Annotated in this window: 18 protein-coding genes and 1 pseudogene; 4 read left to right on the plus strand and 15 right to left on the minus strand. The window is 64.4% G+C overall.

Annotation, left to right across the window (positions count from 1 at the left end):
* Positions 1–19: 19 nt before the first annotated feature.
* From ACODTA_RS19375 to ACODTA_RS19400, 6 genes are all read right to left on the minus strand, one after another.
* Positions 20–994 (minus strand): FecR domain-containing protein, encoded by a 975-nt coding sequence (locus ACODTA_RS19375; protein ID WP_489067625.1) that lies wholly within the window; start codon positions 992–994, stop codon positions 20–22.
* Complete coding sequence (locus tag ACODTA_RS19380) at positions 991–1,560, minus strand: RNA polymerase sigma factor (RefSeq protein WP_489067627.1); 570 nt, start codon at positions 1,558–1,560, stop codon at positions 991–993. Before ACODTA_RS19380 ends, ACODTA_RS19375 begins: the two co-directional genes overlap by 4 nt.
* An 886-nt stretch (positions 1,561–2,446) precedes the next feature.
* A complete protein-coding gene (locus ACODTA_RS19385; RefSeq protein WP_489067629.1) occupies positions 2,447–3,067 on the minus strand; it encodes a GntR family transcriptional regulator in 621 nt (206 codons plus the stop codon).
* The gene (locus ACODTA_RS19390) at positions 3,064–3,957 is read right to left on the minus strand and encodes a phytanoyl-CoA dioxygenase family protein (protein ID WP_489067631.1); all 894 of its coding nucleotides are present in this window, start codon (positions 3,955–3,957) and stop codon (positions 3,064–3,066) included. The genes ACODTA_RS19385 and ACODTA_RS19390 overlap by 4 nt, the downstream gene beginning before the upstream one ends.
* 11 nt (positions 3,958–3,968) lie before the next feature.
* The gene (locus ACODTA_RS19395) at positions 3,969–4,580 is read right to left on the minus strand and encodes an acyl-homoserine-lactone synthase (protein ID WP_489067633.1); all 612 of its coding nucleotides are present in this window, start codon (positions 4,578–4,580) and stop codon (positions 3,969–3,971) included.
* Positions 4,581–4,667: 87 nt separating this feature from the next.
* On the minus strand, positions 4,668–5,465 hold the full coding sequence (locus tag ACODTA_RS19400) for a helix-turn-helix transcriptional regulator (RefSeq protein ID WP_489067635.1): 798 nt from the start codon (positions 5,463–5,465) through the stop codon (positions 4,668–4,670).
* Positions 5,466–5,673: 208 nt separating this feature from the next.
* Between ACODTA_RS19400 and ACODTA_RS19405 the strand changes: the two genes are divergently transcribed.
* Positions 5,674–6,468 (plus strand): autoinducer binding domain-containing protein, encoded by a 795-nt coding sequence (locus tag ACODTA_RS19405; protein ID WP_489067637.1) that lies wholly within the window; start codon positions 5,674–5,676, stop codon positions 6,466–6,468.
* Positions 6,469–6,659: 191 nt separating this feature from the next.
* Positions 6,660–7,388, plus strand: coding sequence for a transcriptional regulator domain-containing protein (locus ACODTA_RS19410; RefSeq protein ID WP_489067706.1), 729 nt, complete (start codon positions 6,660–6,662; stop codon positions 7,386–7,388).
* A gap of 153 nt (positions 7,389–7,541) precedes the next feature.
* Here ACODTA_RS19410 and ACODTA_RS19415 read toward each other — a convergent pair whose 3' ends face one another.
* Positions 7,542–7,715: a hypothetical protein gene (locus ACODTA_RS19415; protein ID WP_489067639.1), complete on the minus strand. Its 174-nt coding sequence runs from the start codon at positions 7,713–7,715 to the stop codon at positions 7,542–7,544.
* 538 nt (positions 7,716–8,253) lie between these two features.
* On the opposite strand from ACODTA_RS19415, the gene ACODTA_RS19420 reads away from it, so the two are divergent.
* On the plus strand, positions 8,254–8,769 hold the full coding sequence (locus ACODTA_RS19420; RefSeq protein WP_489067641.1) for a hypothetical protein: 516 nt from the start codon (positions 8,254–8,256) through the stop codon (positions 8,767–8,769).
* A gap of 37 nt (positions 8,770–8,806) precedes the next feature.
* A pseudogene (locus ACODTA_RS19425) lies at positions 8,807–9,573 on the plus strand (IS5 family transposase).
* Between the two features lie 85 nt (positions 9,574–9,658).
* On the opposite strand, the gene ACODTA_RS19430 reads toward ACODTA_RS19425, so the two are convergent.
* The 8 genes from ACODTA_RS19430 to ACODTA_RS19465 all read right to left on the minus strand — a co-directional run bounded on the left by ACODTA_RS19430 (position 9,659) and on the right by ACODTA_RS19465 (position 17,564).
* On the minus strand, positions 9,659–10,351 hold the full coding sequence (locus tag ACODTA_RS19430; protein ID WP_489067643.1) for a VIT1/CCC1 transporter family protein: 693 nt from the start codon (positions 10,349–10,351) through the stop codon (positions 9,659–9,661).
* Positions 10,348–10,836, minus strand: coding sequence for a helix-turn-helix transcriptional regulator (locus tag ACODTA_RS19435; RefSeq protein WP_489067645.1), 489 nt, complete (start codon positions 10,834–10,836; stop codon positions 10,348–10,350). The genes ACODTA_RS19430 and ACODTA_RS19435 overlap by 4 nt, the downstream gene beginning before the upstream one ends.
* A 51-nt stretch (positions 10,837–10,887) precedes the next feature.
* On the minus strand, positions 10,888–11,517 hold the full coding sequence (locus tag ACODTA_RS19440; protein ID WP_489067647.1) for a cytochrome b/b6 domain-containing protein: 630 nt from the start codon (positions 11,515–11,517) through the stop codon (positions 10,888–10,890).
* Positions 11,518–12,082: 565 nt separating this feature from the next.
* Complete coding sequence (locus ACODTA_RS19445) at positions 12,083–12,793, minus strand: ABC transporter ATP-binding protein (protein ID WP_489067649.1); 711 nt, start codon at positions 12,791–12,793, stop codon at positions 12,083–12,085.
* Positions 12,790–13,992 (minus strand): ABC transporter permease, encoded by a 1,203-nt coding sequence (locus tag ACODTA_RS19450; RefSeq protein WP_489067651.1) that lies wholly within the window; start codon positions 13,990–13,992, stop codon positions 12,790–12,792. Before ACODTA_RS19450 ends, ACODTA_RS19445 begins: the two co-directional genes overlap by 4 nt.
* Positions 13,993–13,994: 2 nt before the next feature.
* On the minus strand, positions 13,995–14,954 hold the full coding sequence (locus ACODTA_RS19455; protein ID WP_489067653.1) for an efflux RND transporter periplasmic adaptor subunit: 960 nt from the start codon (positions 14,952–14,954) through the stop codon (positions 13,995–13,997).
* A 331-nt stretch (positions 14,955–15,285) separates the two neighbouring features.
* Positions 15,286–15,840 (minus strand): fasciclin domain-containing protein, encoded by a 555-nt coding sequence (locus ACODTA_RS19460; protein ID WP_489067655.1) that lies wholly within the window; start codon positions 15,838–15,840, stop codon positions 15,286–15,288.
* Between the two features lie 350 nt (positions 15,841–16,190).
* Complete coding sequence (locus tag ACODTA_RS19465; protein WP_489067657.1) at positions 16,191–17,564, minus strand: cryptochrome/photolyase family protein; 1,374 nt, start codon at positions 17,562–17,564, stop codon at positions 16,191–16,193.
* Positions 17,565–17,643 lie beyond the last annotated feature (79 nt).

The following is a 17,643-nucleotide window of genomic DNA, read 5'->3' on the forward strand; positions in this document are numbered from 1 at the left end:
CGCTTCCGAAACCCGTATGTCATCGCGCCGAAATTCTGACACCCTCCGCGGACTGCTCGACCTTGAGGCCATAGGCGTCGTGCAGCAGCCGCACGAACGCATCGATGTTCGAGGCCTGGAAGGCGCCGTCGATCCGCATGTCGGCGACGGACGGATCGTCTACCAGAAGCTTGCGGCTATGGTAGCGGTTGAACTCGCTCGCGGCGTCGCCCAGCCGCATGTCGTCGAAGTTGAGCATGCCATCGCGCCAGGCGAGGGCGCTTTCGACCTTCTCCTCGGCCCGCAACGCAAGAAGGGTCGATGGACCGCGCGCGATCGCCATATCGCCGGCAGTGATGATTGCGGACCGGACGGACTTTGGATTGTCGGCATCATCGACGCGCACGCGCCCCCGAAGAACCGACACGATGACCTTGTCGCTCTCGCGGCGGACCGAGAATTTCGTCCCAAGCACGGTTATCCTGCGATTGCCGGCATGGACCACGAACGGAAGACCATCGTGATGGGCGACATCGAAAAAGGCTTCTCCCCGGTCAAGCCAGATTTCACGGCGTTGCCCGGTCATCGCCGAGCGGATCACCGTGGCCGTGTTGAGCTCGACACGGCTGCCGTCAATCATCGAGATCGTTCGGCGGCCACCAACGGGCGTTTCGAAACTCTGCTTCGCGATTTCGACCTGCCTATTCTGCTGAAGCGCAACGGTGCTCGCGGTGATGACCATCGCGACCGACGCCGCGACCGCCCAGGGCCGCCAGGCTCGATACCAAGGCGTTGTGTCTGGCGTCTCCTCGGGTTGCACCGGCAGGCCCAACGCAGCGATACGATCAGCCGCTCGCCAACCCTCGCGCTGACGCAGATAGGCGGCCCTGTTCAGCATCGACTTGGCGAGCCAGGCGTCGAGCTCAGCCTGCTGCTCGCTCGACCAATCGGGCTCTTCCTGCCGAAGGATCCAGAGCGCGGCGAGATCGCTGACTTCGTGCGCGTTGCGAGTCATTTCACGTCTCTTTCTGATCGCGAACGTGTCGCCCGGCGAGCAATCCTGCCCGAACCGCCAAGCATGAAGTCGGTCAGCGCCCGCATGCCTTTGGTCAACTGTTGCTCGATGGCGTCAATGCCAACACCAAGCCGCTCAGCGGCTTCGCGGGTCGTAAGGCCTTCGACTTTGCGGAGCTGCACTACTTCCCGGCAGCGCGGTGGCAGATTCTCGATGCCCATCTGCGCGCGGCGCAGCTCATCGCGTGCGCTCAGGTGACGATCCGATGCGAACATATCGAGTTCCGGATCCAAGCTCTCCAAATCTGCGACGAGTTCGAAAGATACGATCTGCGCACGCTTTGCCTGCTGGATGAGATGGTTGCGCGCGATGGCAAAGACATAGCTGCGTGTATGGTCGGGGATAGCCCGGCGGGCGCCGCCGAGCGCCAATGCATAGATATCATGGATCAAGTCGAAAACATCGTCGGCTACGCGCCAGTTGCGTCGGATGTAGCGCATGAGCATGGGTTCGAGGGGAAGGACCTCTCGACAGAACCAGGCGTCCAGTGCGGCATCGTCGGTCATCGTCTACGCGTAGCTTTCTCCTGCGAGTTGAACGCTTCCACCCTCAATGAGATATAACGACGATTTTTCCGTATCCTGGCGCTGAATATTTTTTCGCCATCTCGAGCGTATCGACCGTCTCGGAGACGACGGAGAAAACCCCATCTTGACCCACCGATGACATCCGAAACATAAACTAATGGTCGGGTCACTTCTCAGTGAAAAGCCCGGGTCTCTTCTCAACGGCAATCAACACGCAGGGGCCGGCTGCGGTCCGGCTTGCGAACGACCGGTTCTAGCGTTAGCGGACTTCCCATCCACCGCAACGAATGTCTTGAGCTGGGCCGCTACCCATGATGACGCGCTGGCAGTCTGGGAGCAAGAGGCGGACAGCGCCCTGGACCGGATCCCCAGCGGAAGTGCCTGTTGGGATCGGCTTCCTGATCAGGCGGACGTCAGAGCGGCTGCGGCACGATGCGCACTGTTTGCGCTGTCGCGCGATTGCTGAAGGAATTGCGTCCAAAATGGATCGGAAAGTCGGCACCGGTGCGTCCATCGGCGTTTGTTTTTGGGGCCGTGCCGATTAGAGCATGGGCTGGATCCGCTGGGCCTCTGCCGGGTGGCCGGCGTGCATGTCCAGGCTTGATCGCTAAAGGCGCCGGCTCGTTCCTCAAGGACGATCCATCGCCCGGCGTTCCTGGCTCTATCTCGGCTCAGGCGCCGGCGCTGGCAGTGGCATGTGATCCGACATTCATGACGGCAGTCGGCGGAAGTGACGAGGATGGACGCCATTGGCGGTGATTGGGACGGCGGTGCCGCCTTTCTGCGATGCCTTTGGAGCGGTCTGATATCGATCGGCAGCCGCAACAGGCGTTGCGCGAAAGGGTGTTATCCGCTTGCCCCTGTTTCAGGCGAGCCCGTCCGTGCGCATCACTGTCGAGATGCGCGGCACCAAGCTGATCCGTCGCCTGTGCCAGGCGGTCAGCTGGCGCTTGCAAGTGACATGATCCTCGGCATTCCATGACCGGCTCAATGCGTCGAGTTCAGCACCGATATCCGGTATGATGCGAGGCTCGATACGGCGAAACGGATGAAGCCGCGCATTGACGTTCGCGATCGCCCGACGATGTTCGTCATTGCCCGAACCCTCCGCGATCGCATCGAACAGATCGGCGATCCGTTCAGCGGGGTCGCTGGTCGCGTCGAGGTCAAGCGCGCGGAAGCGGCCGGGGGCGAGCGGCGGAAGCGCCGGCCTGAGCGAGGTTGTCAGCAGGTCGAGCGACCAGCCATGAAGATCGCGCAGCGCGGCCTCTGAAAGCACCGGTACGTGGAAGCCTTCCTTCGGCCGCGCATCGACCAGCCGCTCACCGAGCAGCCGATGTAGCGCATCGCGCACCGGGGTCGCGCTCGAATTCAGGTCTTCTGCCAGGCGCGCCGGATCCAGTCGTGCGCCGGCCGGCAGTTCACCATGCACGATGCGGAAGCGGAGCGCGTCATAGACGCGCTCCATAGTGAGTCCGGGACTCATGGCGATGGCGTGCATGGCGGCAGCAACTGCGCGCGCCATGCCTCGATCATCTCGCTCTGGCCCGGCAGCAGCGCATCGGTTGCAGCGATTGCGTCCGGTATTGTCTCTCCAAGCAGGATCGATGGGCATTGTCCTTCGAAATTGCCGAGATTTGGGCGGTGCTGGCGATAGCCGACAAGGGCTGCGAGCTCGGCCGGAAATTCCCGCGCCACTTGGGGCGGATAGGCCAGATAGGGATTTTCATAGGCCTTGAGCCAGCCCAGCGAATAGCCGGTGACGATGCCGCGCCGGGGACTGTCGCTCATGTTCGCGCCGGCGGCGTGCAGCGTGGAGCCGAGGAACAGGATCGCGCTGCCCGGCTCCGCTTCGGCGACGATCGGTCCGGTGGTTGGCGGAGCCGCCTCGGCCTGGAGGCCATGACTGCCCGGCCAGATGCGGGTCGCGCCATTCTCGGCGCGAAACGGCGTGAGCGGCCACATGACATTGACCACATATTCGATCCGGCCTTTTTCGGCGTGCCACATATCTTGGTCACGATGCGGCACCTGGGCGAGCTCGCCCGGGTGGATCTCGATCGCCTGGATGAGGTTGAGCTGGAAATGATCGCACCATTTGCCGAGCACCCGCTCGGCGACTTGCATCATCAGCGGATGGCCGGCGAGCAGCGCGCTTGCCGGTGCGCGCCTAAGAAGCCGTCCGAACCGCTTGGTGCGCTCGCCGTAGAATGCTCCGCGGCAAAACGGGGTCGAGGCGAAGTGTGGCTCTAGAGCGGTTTCCAGGTCGTCGATTGCCTCCTTCGGCAATGCGTCGTGGATTATGCACCAGCCCTGGTCCTCGAGCGTCCCGGCATGCTGCGCCGAAAGCAGAGGCAAGTCATGTTCGTCGGTCATGTCGGATCCCCTCAGGCGCTAAGCTGCCGGCTGTCGCTGGTCGGTGAAGCGTAGACCCCTGACTTCAGCAGTTGGAACGGCGTGTCGCCGTCGATTTCGATGACGATCGCGGTGAGCGTTCCGCTTTCATGTTCGACTGGTAGCCCGAGGGGCATGCACCGCCATCCAAACCCGGCGACTTGGCGCGCCCACCGGACATCGGCGACCGCCGTGTAGCGGGCGATTCCGTGACGAAGCGCGTGTTCTACAAGCGCGGTGACCAGCTGGTTGCGCGCCCGCTTTCGGTCGTGGGTGTCCAGGCCGCGGTCGATGCAGAAGCGCGTGATCTCCCATGTCGCGGCGTTGCTGGGCACGGGGCCCTCGCACAGCTGCGGGAACAGGGTGTCGAGAATGTGCGGCCGGTCAGTCCTGAGCAGCCGCGCCGACGCGAGATGACGACCTTCGGCGTCGGAGAGTATTATGTAACGCGCATCTTCATTGTCCCACTGGTCCATTTCCCAGCAGCCGCCGATCACCGGGACGCTCCAGCGCAGCAGATCGACAAAGACCTGTTTGCGCGCCTCGAACATGGCGCGCAGCAGCGCCCCCTGCTGATGGCTGTTATGGTCGATGAGATGCAGCATGTGGTGCTCCGGGCCAGTGAAGGAGACCACGATTTGCAGCAGGCGAGGGCGGCTTCGCCATCCCTAGGTCTAGGGAGGGGTGGCTGTTTATCGGCTGGTGCGCCCCGACGGTGGGAGTGCGATCGTGACATCGTCGATGCACAACTCGCCGCGCGCCAGCAGGCAGATGACGAGCTCGATCCGGGATCCGACATTCAGCCGTGCGCGTGCCGCGCGGAAATGCTCGATCACCGTCTGCTCGCCGATATCAAGGAGGCGTGCGATCTCCTTGTTGCTCTTGCCTCGCCCCGCCAGCGCTATGCACTGGCGCTGCCGCTCGCTCACCCGCGCCTGCGGATGCTGTCGCCGGTTCATGATCGCGCGGGCCACCTCGAACGCCATCGTGCCGATGCTCTGCGCCCAGTGCAGTACGATCTCCGGCGGCGTCTCGCCGATCCCGGCAACGAAGGAGCACGAGCCTCTTGCCTCGCCCGGCAGGTTCGCCGGCACTGTCACGCCTTCGCCCAGGCCGACGCGCCGTCCGCGTTCAAGCAGGCGGGTGTCGCTAGGCAAAAGAGGGATGAGGTTCGGGATGTCGCGCCAGTGGAATGCCTGCAGCCTGCTGCGGCTGGCGCGATGCACGGGATCGGTGATGCCCAGCCGGTTCGCATCATACCATTCCTCCCAGCCATCGGGATAATTGTGGATGCGCAAACCCGGCGAGGCGGCGAAGTCCACATGGTGGGACAGGGCGAAGAAACGCATGCCCATCCGGGATGAGGCCTCCTGTAGCGCGTCGGACAGGGCCTTGCGGGTGCGGATCCGGGGCATGGCATTCGCAAAGTCGAGCGTAGCCGCGAAAACGGGCATTTCATCTTTCCGGCACAACTGCGCGCGCGGATCCATTCCGGCTCGCCGCTGCGCCGCCTTTCACCACCAGTCCCGAATACCGCTCCTCAAGCACGGAGTCCGGGTGGAATGACAAAGCGGAACCATCCAAATTCGGCGGTCACGGGCGACGATTCGAGATAATCACGATGACATTGAAATTTGCAACTATATTCGGGATATATTCTGGAGATATTGCATTTTTGAGAGGATTTGGATTCCCTAATTGGCGAGATCGTCGATCATGTCACGATTTTCATTGGATGGTAAATTATATTTACAGATAGATCATGGCGCGATGGCGCTTGTCGCAGAGTTCGCGGCCTATGCCGGACGGCTTGGCGATCTCGATGACCTTGCCGCGCGGTTCGCGGGTACTGTCGCCGAGCTCGGTTTCACCCATCATGCGCTTGCCGAGCATGCTGACCCCGTTAGGCAATCGAACGATTGTCTGTTCGTTCACAACTATCCTCAGGCCTGGACACGGATGTTTTGCGACCGTGCGATGCACAGGGTCGATCCCGTACGCCAGGTCGCGTCGGGCAGAGTCGGCGGCTTCGGCTGGGGCGAGCTTCCGGACCTGATATCGCTTGCGCCCGGCCAGATGGACATGATGCTGCAGGCGCGCGCAACCGGTCTTGGCGACGGATATACCGTACCGCTTCACGCTCCCGGATCGTGTGGGGCCAGCTGTTCATTCGTCTGCGCACCCGGCGAGGGCTTGCCCATGGGCGCACTGGCCGCCGCCGAATGGCTGGCGCATATCGTCTTCGCCACGGCGCATCGTTTGCGTGGCGCAGGCCCGGCGCCTGCACGTCTCACGCGGCGTCAGCGGCAATGCGTGGCGTTGGTGGCCGAAGGCAAGACCGACTGGGAGATCGGCCATATCCTCGGTCTCAGTGAGGAAACGGTCGGCAAATATGTCGATGCCGCGCGCCGGCGGCTTGGCGTGGCGCGCAGGACGCAGCTGGTTGTCGCGGCTCTACGTCGCGGTGACATTGGCTGGCCGCGCCTTGGATGAATGTGACCGGTTGGCGGGAGTCGCTGCGTCAATAGGCGCGAACGTGCGGATGGCGTTGGTTCTCCGCGACAATGCTTCCTGCGCATATGGTCGAGCGAGTCGCTTCCGTTCCGCGTCCCGATCCGGGTGGCACGCCCGGCCTTCTGTTTGCGCGCTGAGCGGGAACGGGCGGCGTGGTCGGCCAGGCTTCGGTGCCCGACTGGCGGGACCCGCAGGCTTATGCCTGGCTGAAGATGGCGGATCGCGGGGCATTCGCTTGGGAATGGTTGCGTCGCGATCCGCTATATCGTCAGCAATGGAGGGATGCCGGGCGTGCGGCACAGCACGGGCTTGTGGTCTGCGAGGATCCATCGCTCGATGCGCGCGCCGCTCGGCCGATCTGGCGCTCGGAACTGGACTGCGCGGTGCTTGCCGGTGATGTGGTCGATCCAGGAGATGCGACGCGGGCCGGCGAGGCTCCCTTCGATTTTCGGACGGTCGGAGCAGCGCTGCGGGTCATCGGGCGCGGCCATGTCGAGCATGTCCGGATTGGTGACGGCTCTCGTGTGCTCAGGTTCGATCTTGCCGGCGGCGGTATCCTTGAACGACCGGTGTTGATTGCATGGAGGCTCGTCGGGGTGACCCGGCTCGCACCTGCCCTGGCTGCGTTGCATTTGTTGACCCGTCTCGATCAAGGCATTGAGGCTGCATGGCCGCGCACGACTGAGGCAAAGGCGCCGCGTTGGATCATGGCACTCCGCGTCCGCGACGCGCAGGCCGCCGGCGCAAGCCACCAGGATATGGCGCGCGGGCTGTTCGGGACGCTGGTCGATCCCGAACGCTGGCGGGTCGAGACCCCCAGCTTAAGATTGCGCATTCAGCGACTGGTGAAAGTGTCGCGGCGGCTTGCGGTGCGATCACCTGGACTATGGTTCGAATGACGCTGCGGGATATGGACGCGCATGATGAGGGCGTGATGGCGCAGCTCGCATCGGGGGGCGCTTCCCGATCGTCCCTGTTGCAGGTCGCAGAAGGGGTGGGCAGGTGCCGGTCCTTCCATGTCGATCCTGCTCGCGACAGGTCCGGCCGGGACTTCAGTGTTCGAAGTCGCGCGCGATCTCTTCCAGTCGATCCTGGATTTCCTTGGAGGAATGCGTAACGCCATTCGTCCGCGCGACCTCGGGCCAGTCGGCGATGCTCGCCAGCACTTCCGCGATCAGCGCGTCGGCCCGGCCTTTGGAAATGGAATGGCGTTCTGCCAGGCGCATGACATGTCGCCGCGTCGGTGCAGCCCCCGATCGCAATCTCTGGCTCAGCGAGGCCCGCGCGGTGCTCTCGCGCCACATCGACATGCCCGCGCCGGTTGCGGGCGGGCCGGGGCCGTTTGGGCTCGCCGATCGCGACCGATTCGCGGCACTGCATCGATGCCGAACAGGCGCTCGCCACGCGCTTCGGCATCCGCTCGATCCCTACGCTCGGACTCTTTCAAGGCGGGCGCCAACTGGGTCGGCAGGCCGGGCTAATGGCCCGCGCTACGCTGGTGCGCTGGGTCCAGTCGGTGCTACCCCGGCGCTAGGCCCTCATTCCTTTTCCGGAATTGAATGCACTCGTGCCACAGCCCATTGAGGATCGCGAAGGCGTCTGGACGCTTCGATGACAGTTTCCATCACAAGCGGACACTCGGCTTGGATCATCGAACGGCGGAAAGTGGTCGATCACAGCCGAATGACTAGGTCGTAAACTCATAAAGCGTGGATCGACAGCGGCAGGTTGATGCTGCCGCGGCGGTCGCTAAAAGTCAGTACGATGCTATCTCTTGATGACCCTCGTTGGAGCGAGTTGCGGCACGCCTACGGTGATGCCGCAGATATTCCCGACCTGCTGCGGACACTGGCCTCCTCCACTGGTCCGAAGTCGAGCTATCAGGACGAGCCATGGTTCAGTCTCTGGTCTAGCCTATGCCACCAGGGCGACGTTTACACCGCTTCCTACGCCGCCGTTCCCCACATCGTGCGGATGGCAAGCGAAGCAAGTGGGCCTGTTGACTTCGCATTTTTCCAACTGCCGACCGCGGTCGAGGTGGCTCGGCAGACTGGCCATGGGCCCGACATCCCCGAGCCGTACGCGGATGCTTATCATCGCGCGATCACCCAACTTGTCGAGAATGTAGCCGTCCACCGGAACGAGGCTTGGGATCAGTCGATGCTCCTATCGGCAGCAGCGGCGCAAGCCGTTGCCAAGGGGCATATCGATGTCGCTGAGGCCCTGCTAAACTTGGACGCTGACTGGATCGTCAAGATCAATAGCTGCGAGTTCGATTAAGCTTTCCTCGTGCGAGGCCCTGTGATTCAGGCTCCGCATGAGCCGATATGATCTGACCGACTTCGAGTGGCGCGTGATCGAGCCGCTATTGCCCAACAAGCCGCGAGGCGTGCCGCGTGTCGATGATCGCCGTGTGCTGAACGGCATCTTCTGGGTGCTGCGTTCCGGGGCGCCGTGGCGCGACCTGCCGGAACGATACGGCCCGCGCACCACCTGCTACAACCGCTTCGTGCGATGGCGAAAGGCAGGCGTATGGGATCGGCTGATGGACGCCATCACCGCCGCGCATGATGGCGACATCCAGATGATCGACAGCACCTCCATTCGCGCCCACCAGCAGGCCGCGACGGCAAAAAAGGGGGTGCGGATCACTGTCTCGGTCGATCACGCGGTGGGCTCACGACCAAGATCCACGTCGTCGTTGATGCGCAAGGCCTCCCGATCCGGCTTGGCCTGACCGCAGGGCAGGCGCACGATGGGCAGATCGCCGATAGCCTGCTCGATCATCTTTGGCCACGCACCATCGTGCTGGCCGACAAGGCCTACGACGCCGACCGCATCCGCGAGCTGATCCAGGACCAGGGTGCCACACCCAACATCCCGCCGAAGAGCAACCGCCGGTGGAAGCCCTGCTTCAGCAAGCGCCTCTACCGCGAGCGCAATCTCATCGAGCGCTTCTTCGCTAAGCTCAAGCACTTCCGCCGGGTCGCCACCCGCTACGACAAGCTCGCCGCCAACTTCTTCGCCATGGTCCAACTCGCCTCAATGCGCCTGTGGCTGCGGGCTTATGAGTCTACGACCTAGTGGACTTCGCTACGACAGCCTTCCTGGCTCGAGCTCAAAACTTGGCAATCCGTTGCCGACGCCCTTGCAGCCGTTCCACGGCCTTTCACAAGCTCGTCCCGACAAGGCTCCCAATCGCGGCTGTAAGCCCCATCGCCAACGCCCCCCAGAAGACCACGCGGGCCACCGGACTCAGCAGCTTGGCGCCGCCGGCCTTGGCCCCCACCGCCCCGAGCAGGGCGAGGAAAAAGATCGATCCCACGGCCTGCCCAGGCACCACCAGCCCCATCGGCAGCAGCGCCGCCAGCGCCAGCGGCAGGGCGGCCCCGGCGGTGAAAGTGCCGGCAGAGGTGAAGGCAGCCAGCACCGGGCGAGCCTCGGTGATTGCGGTGATGTGCAGTTCGTCGCGCGTATGGCTGCCCAACGCATCGAAGGCGGTCATCTGCTGGGCCACCTTTAGGGCGGTTTCCGGATCGACGCCGCGGCGCCCGTAAATCCCCGCCAGTTCGGCCAGTTCGGCCTCAGGCCCGCTGGCCAGCTCCTCCTTCTCGCGCGCAATGTCCGATTGCTCGGTATCCGATTGCGAGCTGACCGAGACGTACTCGCCCGCCGCCATTGACATGGCCCCTGCCACCAGCCCGGCGACGCCCGCCACCAGGATTGCCGGGCGGTCCGCCCCTGATGCCGCCACGCCCAGGATCAGGCTGGCGGTGGACACGATGCCATCGTTCGCCCCCAGCACGGCGGCGCGCAGCCAGCCAATGCGGGATACCAAATGCTGTTCGGTATGCGGTCTCATGCGCCGTTCTCCCCCTCGGGCCCCCCCGTCTGCAGCAGCGATGTATCGATCAGTTCATCCACGAATAGCGCCAGCAACGCGGTGTGCGATGTGACGCCGGCCTTATTATAGATGCGCGCCAGTTGCGCCCGTACCGTGCCCGCCGCCGCGCCGCGCAAGGTGGCAATCTCGGCCACGTCACAGCCCTTAAGGGCGAACAGCGCCACATCCGCCTCAGCCGGGGTCAATTGCCATTGGACAAAACGCAGTTGGACCAACTTGGCAAGCGCGCCACGGGCGACCGCCACGGCAGCCTCGTCCGCCCGGGCGGCAGCGATCAGATGGCGGATCTGGTTTGCGCCCAGCACCACCGATATCAGCAGGGCTACGGCTGCGATCCCTTCCACGATCAGATGGCTATTGGCTCGTTCGCTGGCCAAGTCCGCCACCAGATCGGCCAAGAAGAAGGCGGCCGCGAGTGCCTGCATGGTCACGACGATGGCCATCGCAGTGGCTCGGTGTTCCAGCTTGCGCGCGCGCCCCTTCATGGATCCAGTTTACCGGCGGCGAGGAAGCATCGCCAGTACTACCTGTCGCCCGCTGCGCCGGATTTCAAAGACCACGCCAGCGATATGCAGCACGATCAGTATGTAGAGCAGGTTCACCGCGATTTCGTGCAGTTCCCCCATTCCGCCTTCCTCATGATTTTCGCCACCTTCGCGGGCTTCTTCGGTCTCCCCGGCCCCTTCACGCTCCTCGCGATATTCGGCAGAGGCATGGGCAGCTGGACGGCCTTCTTCGTGGTCCTCGCCCTGCGGGGGTAAGCCAGCCATGGCGATGCCGGTGGCGATGATCACGCCCAGGCACGACCAGATGGCATAGACCATCAGCGCGCCCAAGGGGTTGTGGCTGGCGTGTTCCGTCTTCTCGCCCCGGCGGATTTCGCTCACATGGCGGAGCGCGCGGGCCGGATTGGGCGGGAAGGCGGTAAAGCGCGCCTCCGCCGGGCCGATCATGCCCCACAAAAGGCGCAGCGCCAGTATCGCCGCAAGCGCATAGCCCACCCACACGTGGGCGGCGCTGCCTTCCTCAGTAAGCAGGGCGTTGGCGAGGATGGCCAGAACAATCGTCCAGTGGGTCAACTTCACCACGGGGTCCCAGTTTCTCTTGGTGGTAGGCGCGGTCATGGCAGCGGTTTCCTTTGGAAGTGATGCCAGCGACCGGCCGGGTGAAGATATGGGGGAACGATCTCCAGCCAGCTGCTGGCCAGCCCTATCTGGCCTGACGGGCCGCACCAACGAATAGGCCCGACGCTTACGGGAGCGACGATAAGCGGGTGCTTACGCTTCCGGTTCGCGCCATGATGGCTCGCTCATCTGCCGCCGGGGCGGCTCGAAGTTTGCCAAGCAGCCCAATATCTCGCGTTCGAGCATATATCTGCAGATCGTCGACCACTCTCATTCGGGCCATCGAAAAAGGCTGAGCCCAAAGGCGAAAGAGGGCCGTCTGCTTTCCACCCCACACCTTACGCTCCGCGCGTCGTCAGCGCCTCTGATCAGCGGACTGACGGCTTGCGCCGAGCATTCAAGAAAATCAGTGGGTCGGCTATTGCGGGTTTCACTCAGAGTAGCCGTTCTCGCTAAAGTCTTGGAACGTTGCCATCTGGTCGTTGGGAGACAGGCAACTTTCAGGATCGCAAGTTGCCATTGGCGCGAGCACGGCATCGGCCAACAGTGTCGCGGCACCGTTCGGTCAACTTCCCGGACTGAAGCGGTCATCCTGACCCACTAGCCGGCCATCGAACAGTTCGATCCGCCGGCGGCAGCGGGCGGATATATGCTCGTCGTGCGTCGAGATCAGGAAACAGCATCCCGTCGTCTGGTTGATCTGCACGATCAATGCCATCACCTGATCGGCGGACTGACGGTCCAGATTTCCGGTGGGCTCGTCCGCGAGGACGAGCGCGGGACGATTCATCAGCGCGCGCGCCACGGCCACGCGCTGGCGCTGCCCCCCCGACATCGCGGAGGGGCGATAGCCCCTGCGATCCGCCAGACCCACCGCATCGAGCAATTCGGCGGCGCGCTCGCGCATCGCCGCCGTCTCGCGGCCGGCAGCCGCCGCCGCCGGCATCATCACATTTTCCAGCGCGGTGAGGTCCGGCAGCAGATGATGGAACTGGAACACGAAGCCGATATTCCTGTTGCGGAAACGCGTCCGCTCCGCCTCGCTTGCCTCTGTGAGGTCCATCTCGAGCATGTGATGGGTACCTGCGCTCGGCTTGAGCAACGTGCCCAGGATTGTCAGCAGCGTGCTCTTGCCCGATCCGGAGGGGCCGACCAGTGCCGCAAGTTCGCCCGGCGCCAGGTCGAGGTCGATTCCGTGCAGCACCTTCGCGCTCGCTTCGCCTTCGCCAAAGGTCTTCTCCAGCCCGCGGGCCGACATCAGCGGCGGCGCAGTCATTGTCCGATCGCCTCGACCGGGTCGACGCTCGCCGCACGGCGGGCCGGGAGAATCGATGCAAGCGCCGCAGCGGCAGTCGTCAGCAGCACCGCGAGCAGGAACTGCCCCTGGCCGCTGTCGATGGGCAGGCCGCCTCCCGTCACTTCGCCGAGCGGGGGAAAGGGCGTCAGCGCCGCCCAGGCCAGCAGCGCTCCGCCAATCGCTCCACACGCACCGATCAGCGTTCCTTCAATCATGAAAACCGTCGTCACCAGCCGCTTGCTGGCGCCCACCGCGCGCATGATCCCGATCTCCGCGCGGCGGCGCACGATCGACAGCAGCATCGCGCTGGCGATGCCCACCACGATGGTGATCAGCGCGAACGCCTGGATGATCGTGCCTGTCCGTGCCTGGGCGTCGAGCGCTTCGAAGAGTTGGGCGTTCTCCTCGTTCCACGATGTGACCTTGAGGCCGGTCGCGCGGCGCAGCCTTTCAGCGATGCGCGGGGCATCGGCCACCGGCGCCACTTTTACTTCGATGCGTGAAACCCCCGTCGGCAGGTCGAACAGGGCGCGGGCCGCCCGGAAGTTCATATAAACAGCCTGTCGATCCGCGCTGGCGATGCCGAGCGAGAAGATGCCGCCGATGCGGAAGCTGCGCTGGCGTCCCCGGTCGGAGACCAGCCGCAGCACCTGACCGACGCGGACGCCCAAATCATCGGCCAGCGTCCGCCCGATCAGGATACCGTCCACCGGAAGGCTGGCATCGCCGCTCACCACCGCCGCGCGGACGTTCGCGATCACGGAGAGGTTGCCCGGCGTCACGCCGATCACGCCAACCGGCGCGATCGCCTGTCCCCGCTCGACAAAGGCACTTCCGCGGATTTGGGCAGAAATGCCGATGACGCCAGGCGTCCGCTCGATCACCGGCACGAAGGGTTCCCACACCGCGATCTGCTCGCGGCGGCTCAGGTCCTTCTGGATGACGCGCTGGAGCGTGCCCGGCAATTGCACAGGACGCGGATCGCGTTCCCGCATCTCCAGCGTGACATGCGGGATGCTGCCAACGGTTCGCTGGGTCAGTAGCGTCGCCAGCCCGCCGATCAGCGCGCTCATGAAGATAAACACCGCCACGCCCAGCGCGACGCCCGTCACCAGCAACGCGGTCTGCCCTGGACTGGACAGCAAATGCCGCAGGGCGAGCTTGGCCGCGTACCGCATCCCTAGCGGCGGGATTGCACGCGTGTGCCGGGAGCGGCGGCTTGTGGATCCGCCAGGACGCGCATACCAGGCTCAAGTCCGCCGGTCACCGTCACCGTTTCCGCGGGCCAGTCGATGAAACGGATGCCCCGTTCGCTGACAGTGCCGTCACGATCGACCACACGCAGTGCGGGATTGCTGTCCGGCCGCAATATGGCACTGCGCGGGATGCTGATCGCAGCCTTTTCCCGCTCGATGATCAGGTTTACCGAAACCGTCACTCCCGAAGGCAGCCCATCCAGCGGCTGCGCGGCGCGGAGCCGCACTTCACGCGCTCCCGTCGCGGGATCGACCCGGGGTTCGACATGGACAATTGTCGCGCGAAGCGATTGGGCGCGGCCCGGCAAGGTGAGCAACGCCTCTCCGCCGACGCGGAGCGCCGCGGCGTAGGATTCGTCCACCTCTGTGGTGATCTCCGGAGCGGAGAGGTCTGCCAGCCGATAGAGCACGGTGCTGACCCCAATCGTCTGGCCGGGATCGACTGGCCGCTCGAGAATGACGCCCGAAAACGGCGCACGAATTTCGTACCGCTGCTGCACTTCTCGCGCCTGCACGACGACGGCGCGGCGGCGCGCCAGTTCCTGGGCGCCCTGATCGACCGCCAGGCGGGCCTCTTCGCTGCGCTGACGGGTGACGAACTGCCCGAGCTTCTCGTACCGGGCGAGGTCGCGTCGTGCCTGGGCAAGCGTCGCCTCCTGCGCCGCGACAGAGGCGACCGCTTCGGATATCGCGGCGCGCTGCGGCGCATCGTCGACGCGCGCGAGCAATTCGCCGGCGGTTACCTGCGCGCCCACATCATAGGGAAGCGCCGTCAGCGTTCCCGCCACTGGCGCTTGCACCTCGACCGAGAGGCGAGGTCGGATCGTGCCATTGACGGCAAGCGTCCGGACCGCAGGCGCACGCTTGATCTCGATTAGGTCCACTGCGGCGGGACGCGGCCAGAATAGCCAACCAGCAAAGGCTAGAATAGCGACCGTCAGCGCAATGCCGATTGCAAATCTACGCACTGTCATCGCCACTGGTTACCCCCCATCCTTCCTATCATTCGCTTGAGAGCGTGACCATTGCGACCAAATGGCGCCGCACATGCCAAGGCTTATGGGGCCGCCTGGGTGTTCAGTCCCGGGATCGGGTCGAGGAAGACGCGGGATCGACATGCTCGCCTCTCTCGTGACAGGTGAGTTCGGGATGGCTTTGCTAGGCTCCTTTATCGGAGCTGCGCGCCAACAAGCGCCGCGCAGCTCCAGCAGATCATCAGGCGGGAAGCAGCACGCCGTCGACGACGTGGATCACCCCGTTCGACTGAATTACGTCCGCGGGACCGATTTTTGCCGTGCCTCCCTTGGCGTCGCTGACATACCAGCTGCCACCCTTCTCCCAGACGGTGAGCTTGGCGCCCTGCACCGTTGTGAGAATGGCCCTGCCGCCATTGGCCCCGGCCTGTGCGGCAATATCGGTCGCGGTCAGGCGGCCCGGTACGACGTGATAGGTCAGGATGCCCGTCAGCATCGCCTTGTTCTCGGGCTTGAGCAACGTGTCGACGGTGCCGGTGGGTAGCTTGGCAAAGGCGGCGTTGGTCGGCGCAAAGACCGTGAACGGCCCGGCGCCCGAGAGAGTCTCGACAAGGCCTGCCGCCTTTACGGCCGCGACCAGCGTCGCGTGATCTTTTGAATTGGCGGCATTCTCAACGATGGTCTTGGTCTCGAGCATCGCCGCGCCGCCGACCATCGGGTTCCTGGCGGCCGCAATGCCGCCGGCAAGCGTGAGCGCCGCGGCAGCAATCGAAAGGGAGATTCGGGAAATAGCCATTGGTCATTCCTTTTTGAATGTTCGTCCCGGGGGGATAGGACAAGGGGGAAATTAGGTGTGCCATCCCGCCGGGGCGACCTGTCCTTTGGGGCGGCTGATACGGACCGCACTGGGCGGCCTTTCGTCGCCAGCGACGTGGACAGCTCTCTCTCCGATCGGTTGCCGGCAAATTGGCTTGGTGGGCTTGAGCGTCCACGCAGCCGGGAGATGGGACTTCCATGGTATTTGAGGGAGTGTCTGGCGTACGCGCCGCTCCAGCCGCAAGTTCACCCGTGGCTCGAGAAGGCCCGCCTTGTAATCAGGACGAAGTGGTACGCTCCGCTTTCGAATGGTGCCGCGCCCCTCGCTCGCTAGCCGCTCAGCGCTTCCCAGGCAGCGAGGGCCCGCGCCCGCGCCGCCTCATGCCCGATAAGCGGTGCCGGATAACCGGGCACCCGCGCATCCTGACCATGGGCGGCGGTGATCTCGGCGTCCGAAAGTCGCGCGAGTTCGGGAACATAGGCACGGACATAATCTCCCATCGCGAACCGGTCGCTTTGGAGCAGCGGCGACATGATGCGCGAAAAGACCGGCGCATCGACGCCGGTGCCCGCGACATATTGCCAGTTCATCGCATTCGAACCGAGATCGGCGTCGAGCAACGTGTCCCAGAACCAGCGCTCACCGCGACGCCAGTCGATCAGCAGATGTTTGACGAGGAAAGAGGCGGCGATCATCCGAACGCGGTTGTGCATCCAGCCGGTGTGCCACAGCTCGCGCATGCCGGCATCGACCACCGGGTAGCCGGTCTTCCCCCGGGTCCAGGCGGTAAAGTCCCGGTCGGCTTCCGGTCCGCTTCGCCAGGTGAAATTATCGAACTTCGCGCGCCCGTTCCGATCGCCATATTCGGACATCTGGTCGAGCAGATTGATGCCATGTTCGCGCCAGCCAAGCTCCGAACGAAAGGTCTCGGCGCCCGCATCGTCAGGCTGGCCCAGCGCATGCCAGATCGACCGGGGGCTGATCTCGCCGAAATGAAGATGCGGCGACAGCCGCGACGTCGCCGGGATCGAGGGAAAGTCGCGTCGGGCCTTATAGTTGCCGGCAAGCGGCAGCCAGTCGCGCAGCGCCCGCCAGGCACCCTTTTCACCCGGGCGCCAGTCGCCAAATCCTGCGGCCCAGTCGGGGCTGGTCGGGGGCAGGCCCCAATCAGCGAGATTGTCCGACGCCGGCCAGATGCGGGGCGCCGGAATGTGAGCGGGTGCCGCGTAGGGAAGGGCGGGCGGCATGCGCTCGAGAAGCGCGCGATACCATGGCGTGAAGACGCGGTAGCGGGAGCCTTGCGCATTGGTGATGCTCTCGGGTGGCGCAAGATAATTGCCGTCGTGAAGCCGCAGCTCAAGCCTGGCGTCCAGCGCCTCCTCGCAGCGCCGCCACCAAGGTTCGTAACAGCGGGTCGCGTGAACGGTCGCGCCGCCGGCTTCCACCGCGACGCGTTCGAGTATTTCGGCGGCATGGCCGCGGCGCAGGACGAGCCGGCTGCCACGCTTTCGCAGGCTCGCGTCGAGCGCGGCGAGACTGTGATGGAGCCACCAGCGCTGCGCGCCGCCGATCGCTCGCGATCCCCGATCCTCGTCATCCAATATATAGAGTGGAATGACGGGACCTTCGGCGATCGCCGCGAGCAGCGCAGGATGGTCGGTTGTGCGCAGGTCTTGACGGAGCCACAAGATGGCGGGTGGCATGGCTGTGGTCACCTTTTGACGGGTATTGCCCTGGGGCTGAAGATGATCATTCGAGACGTCGGAGCGATGAAGAGCCGCG

Source organism: Sphingomonas sp. FG14, assembly GCF_057809675.1.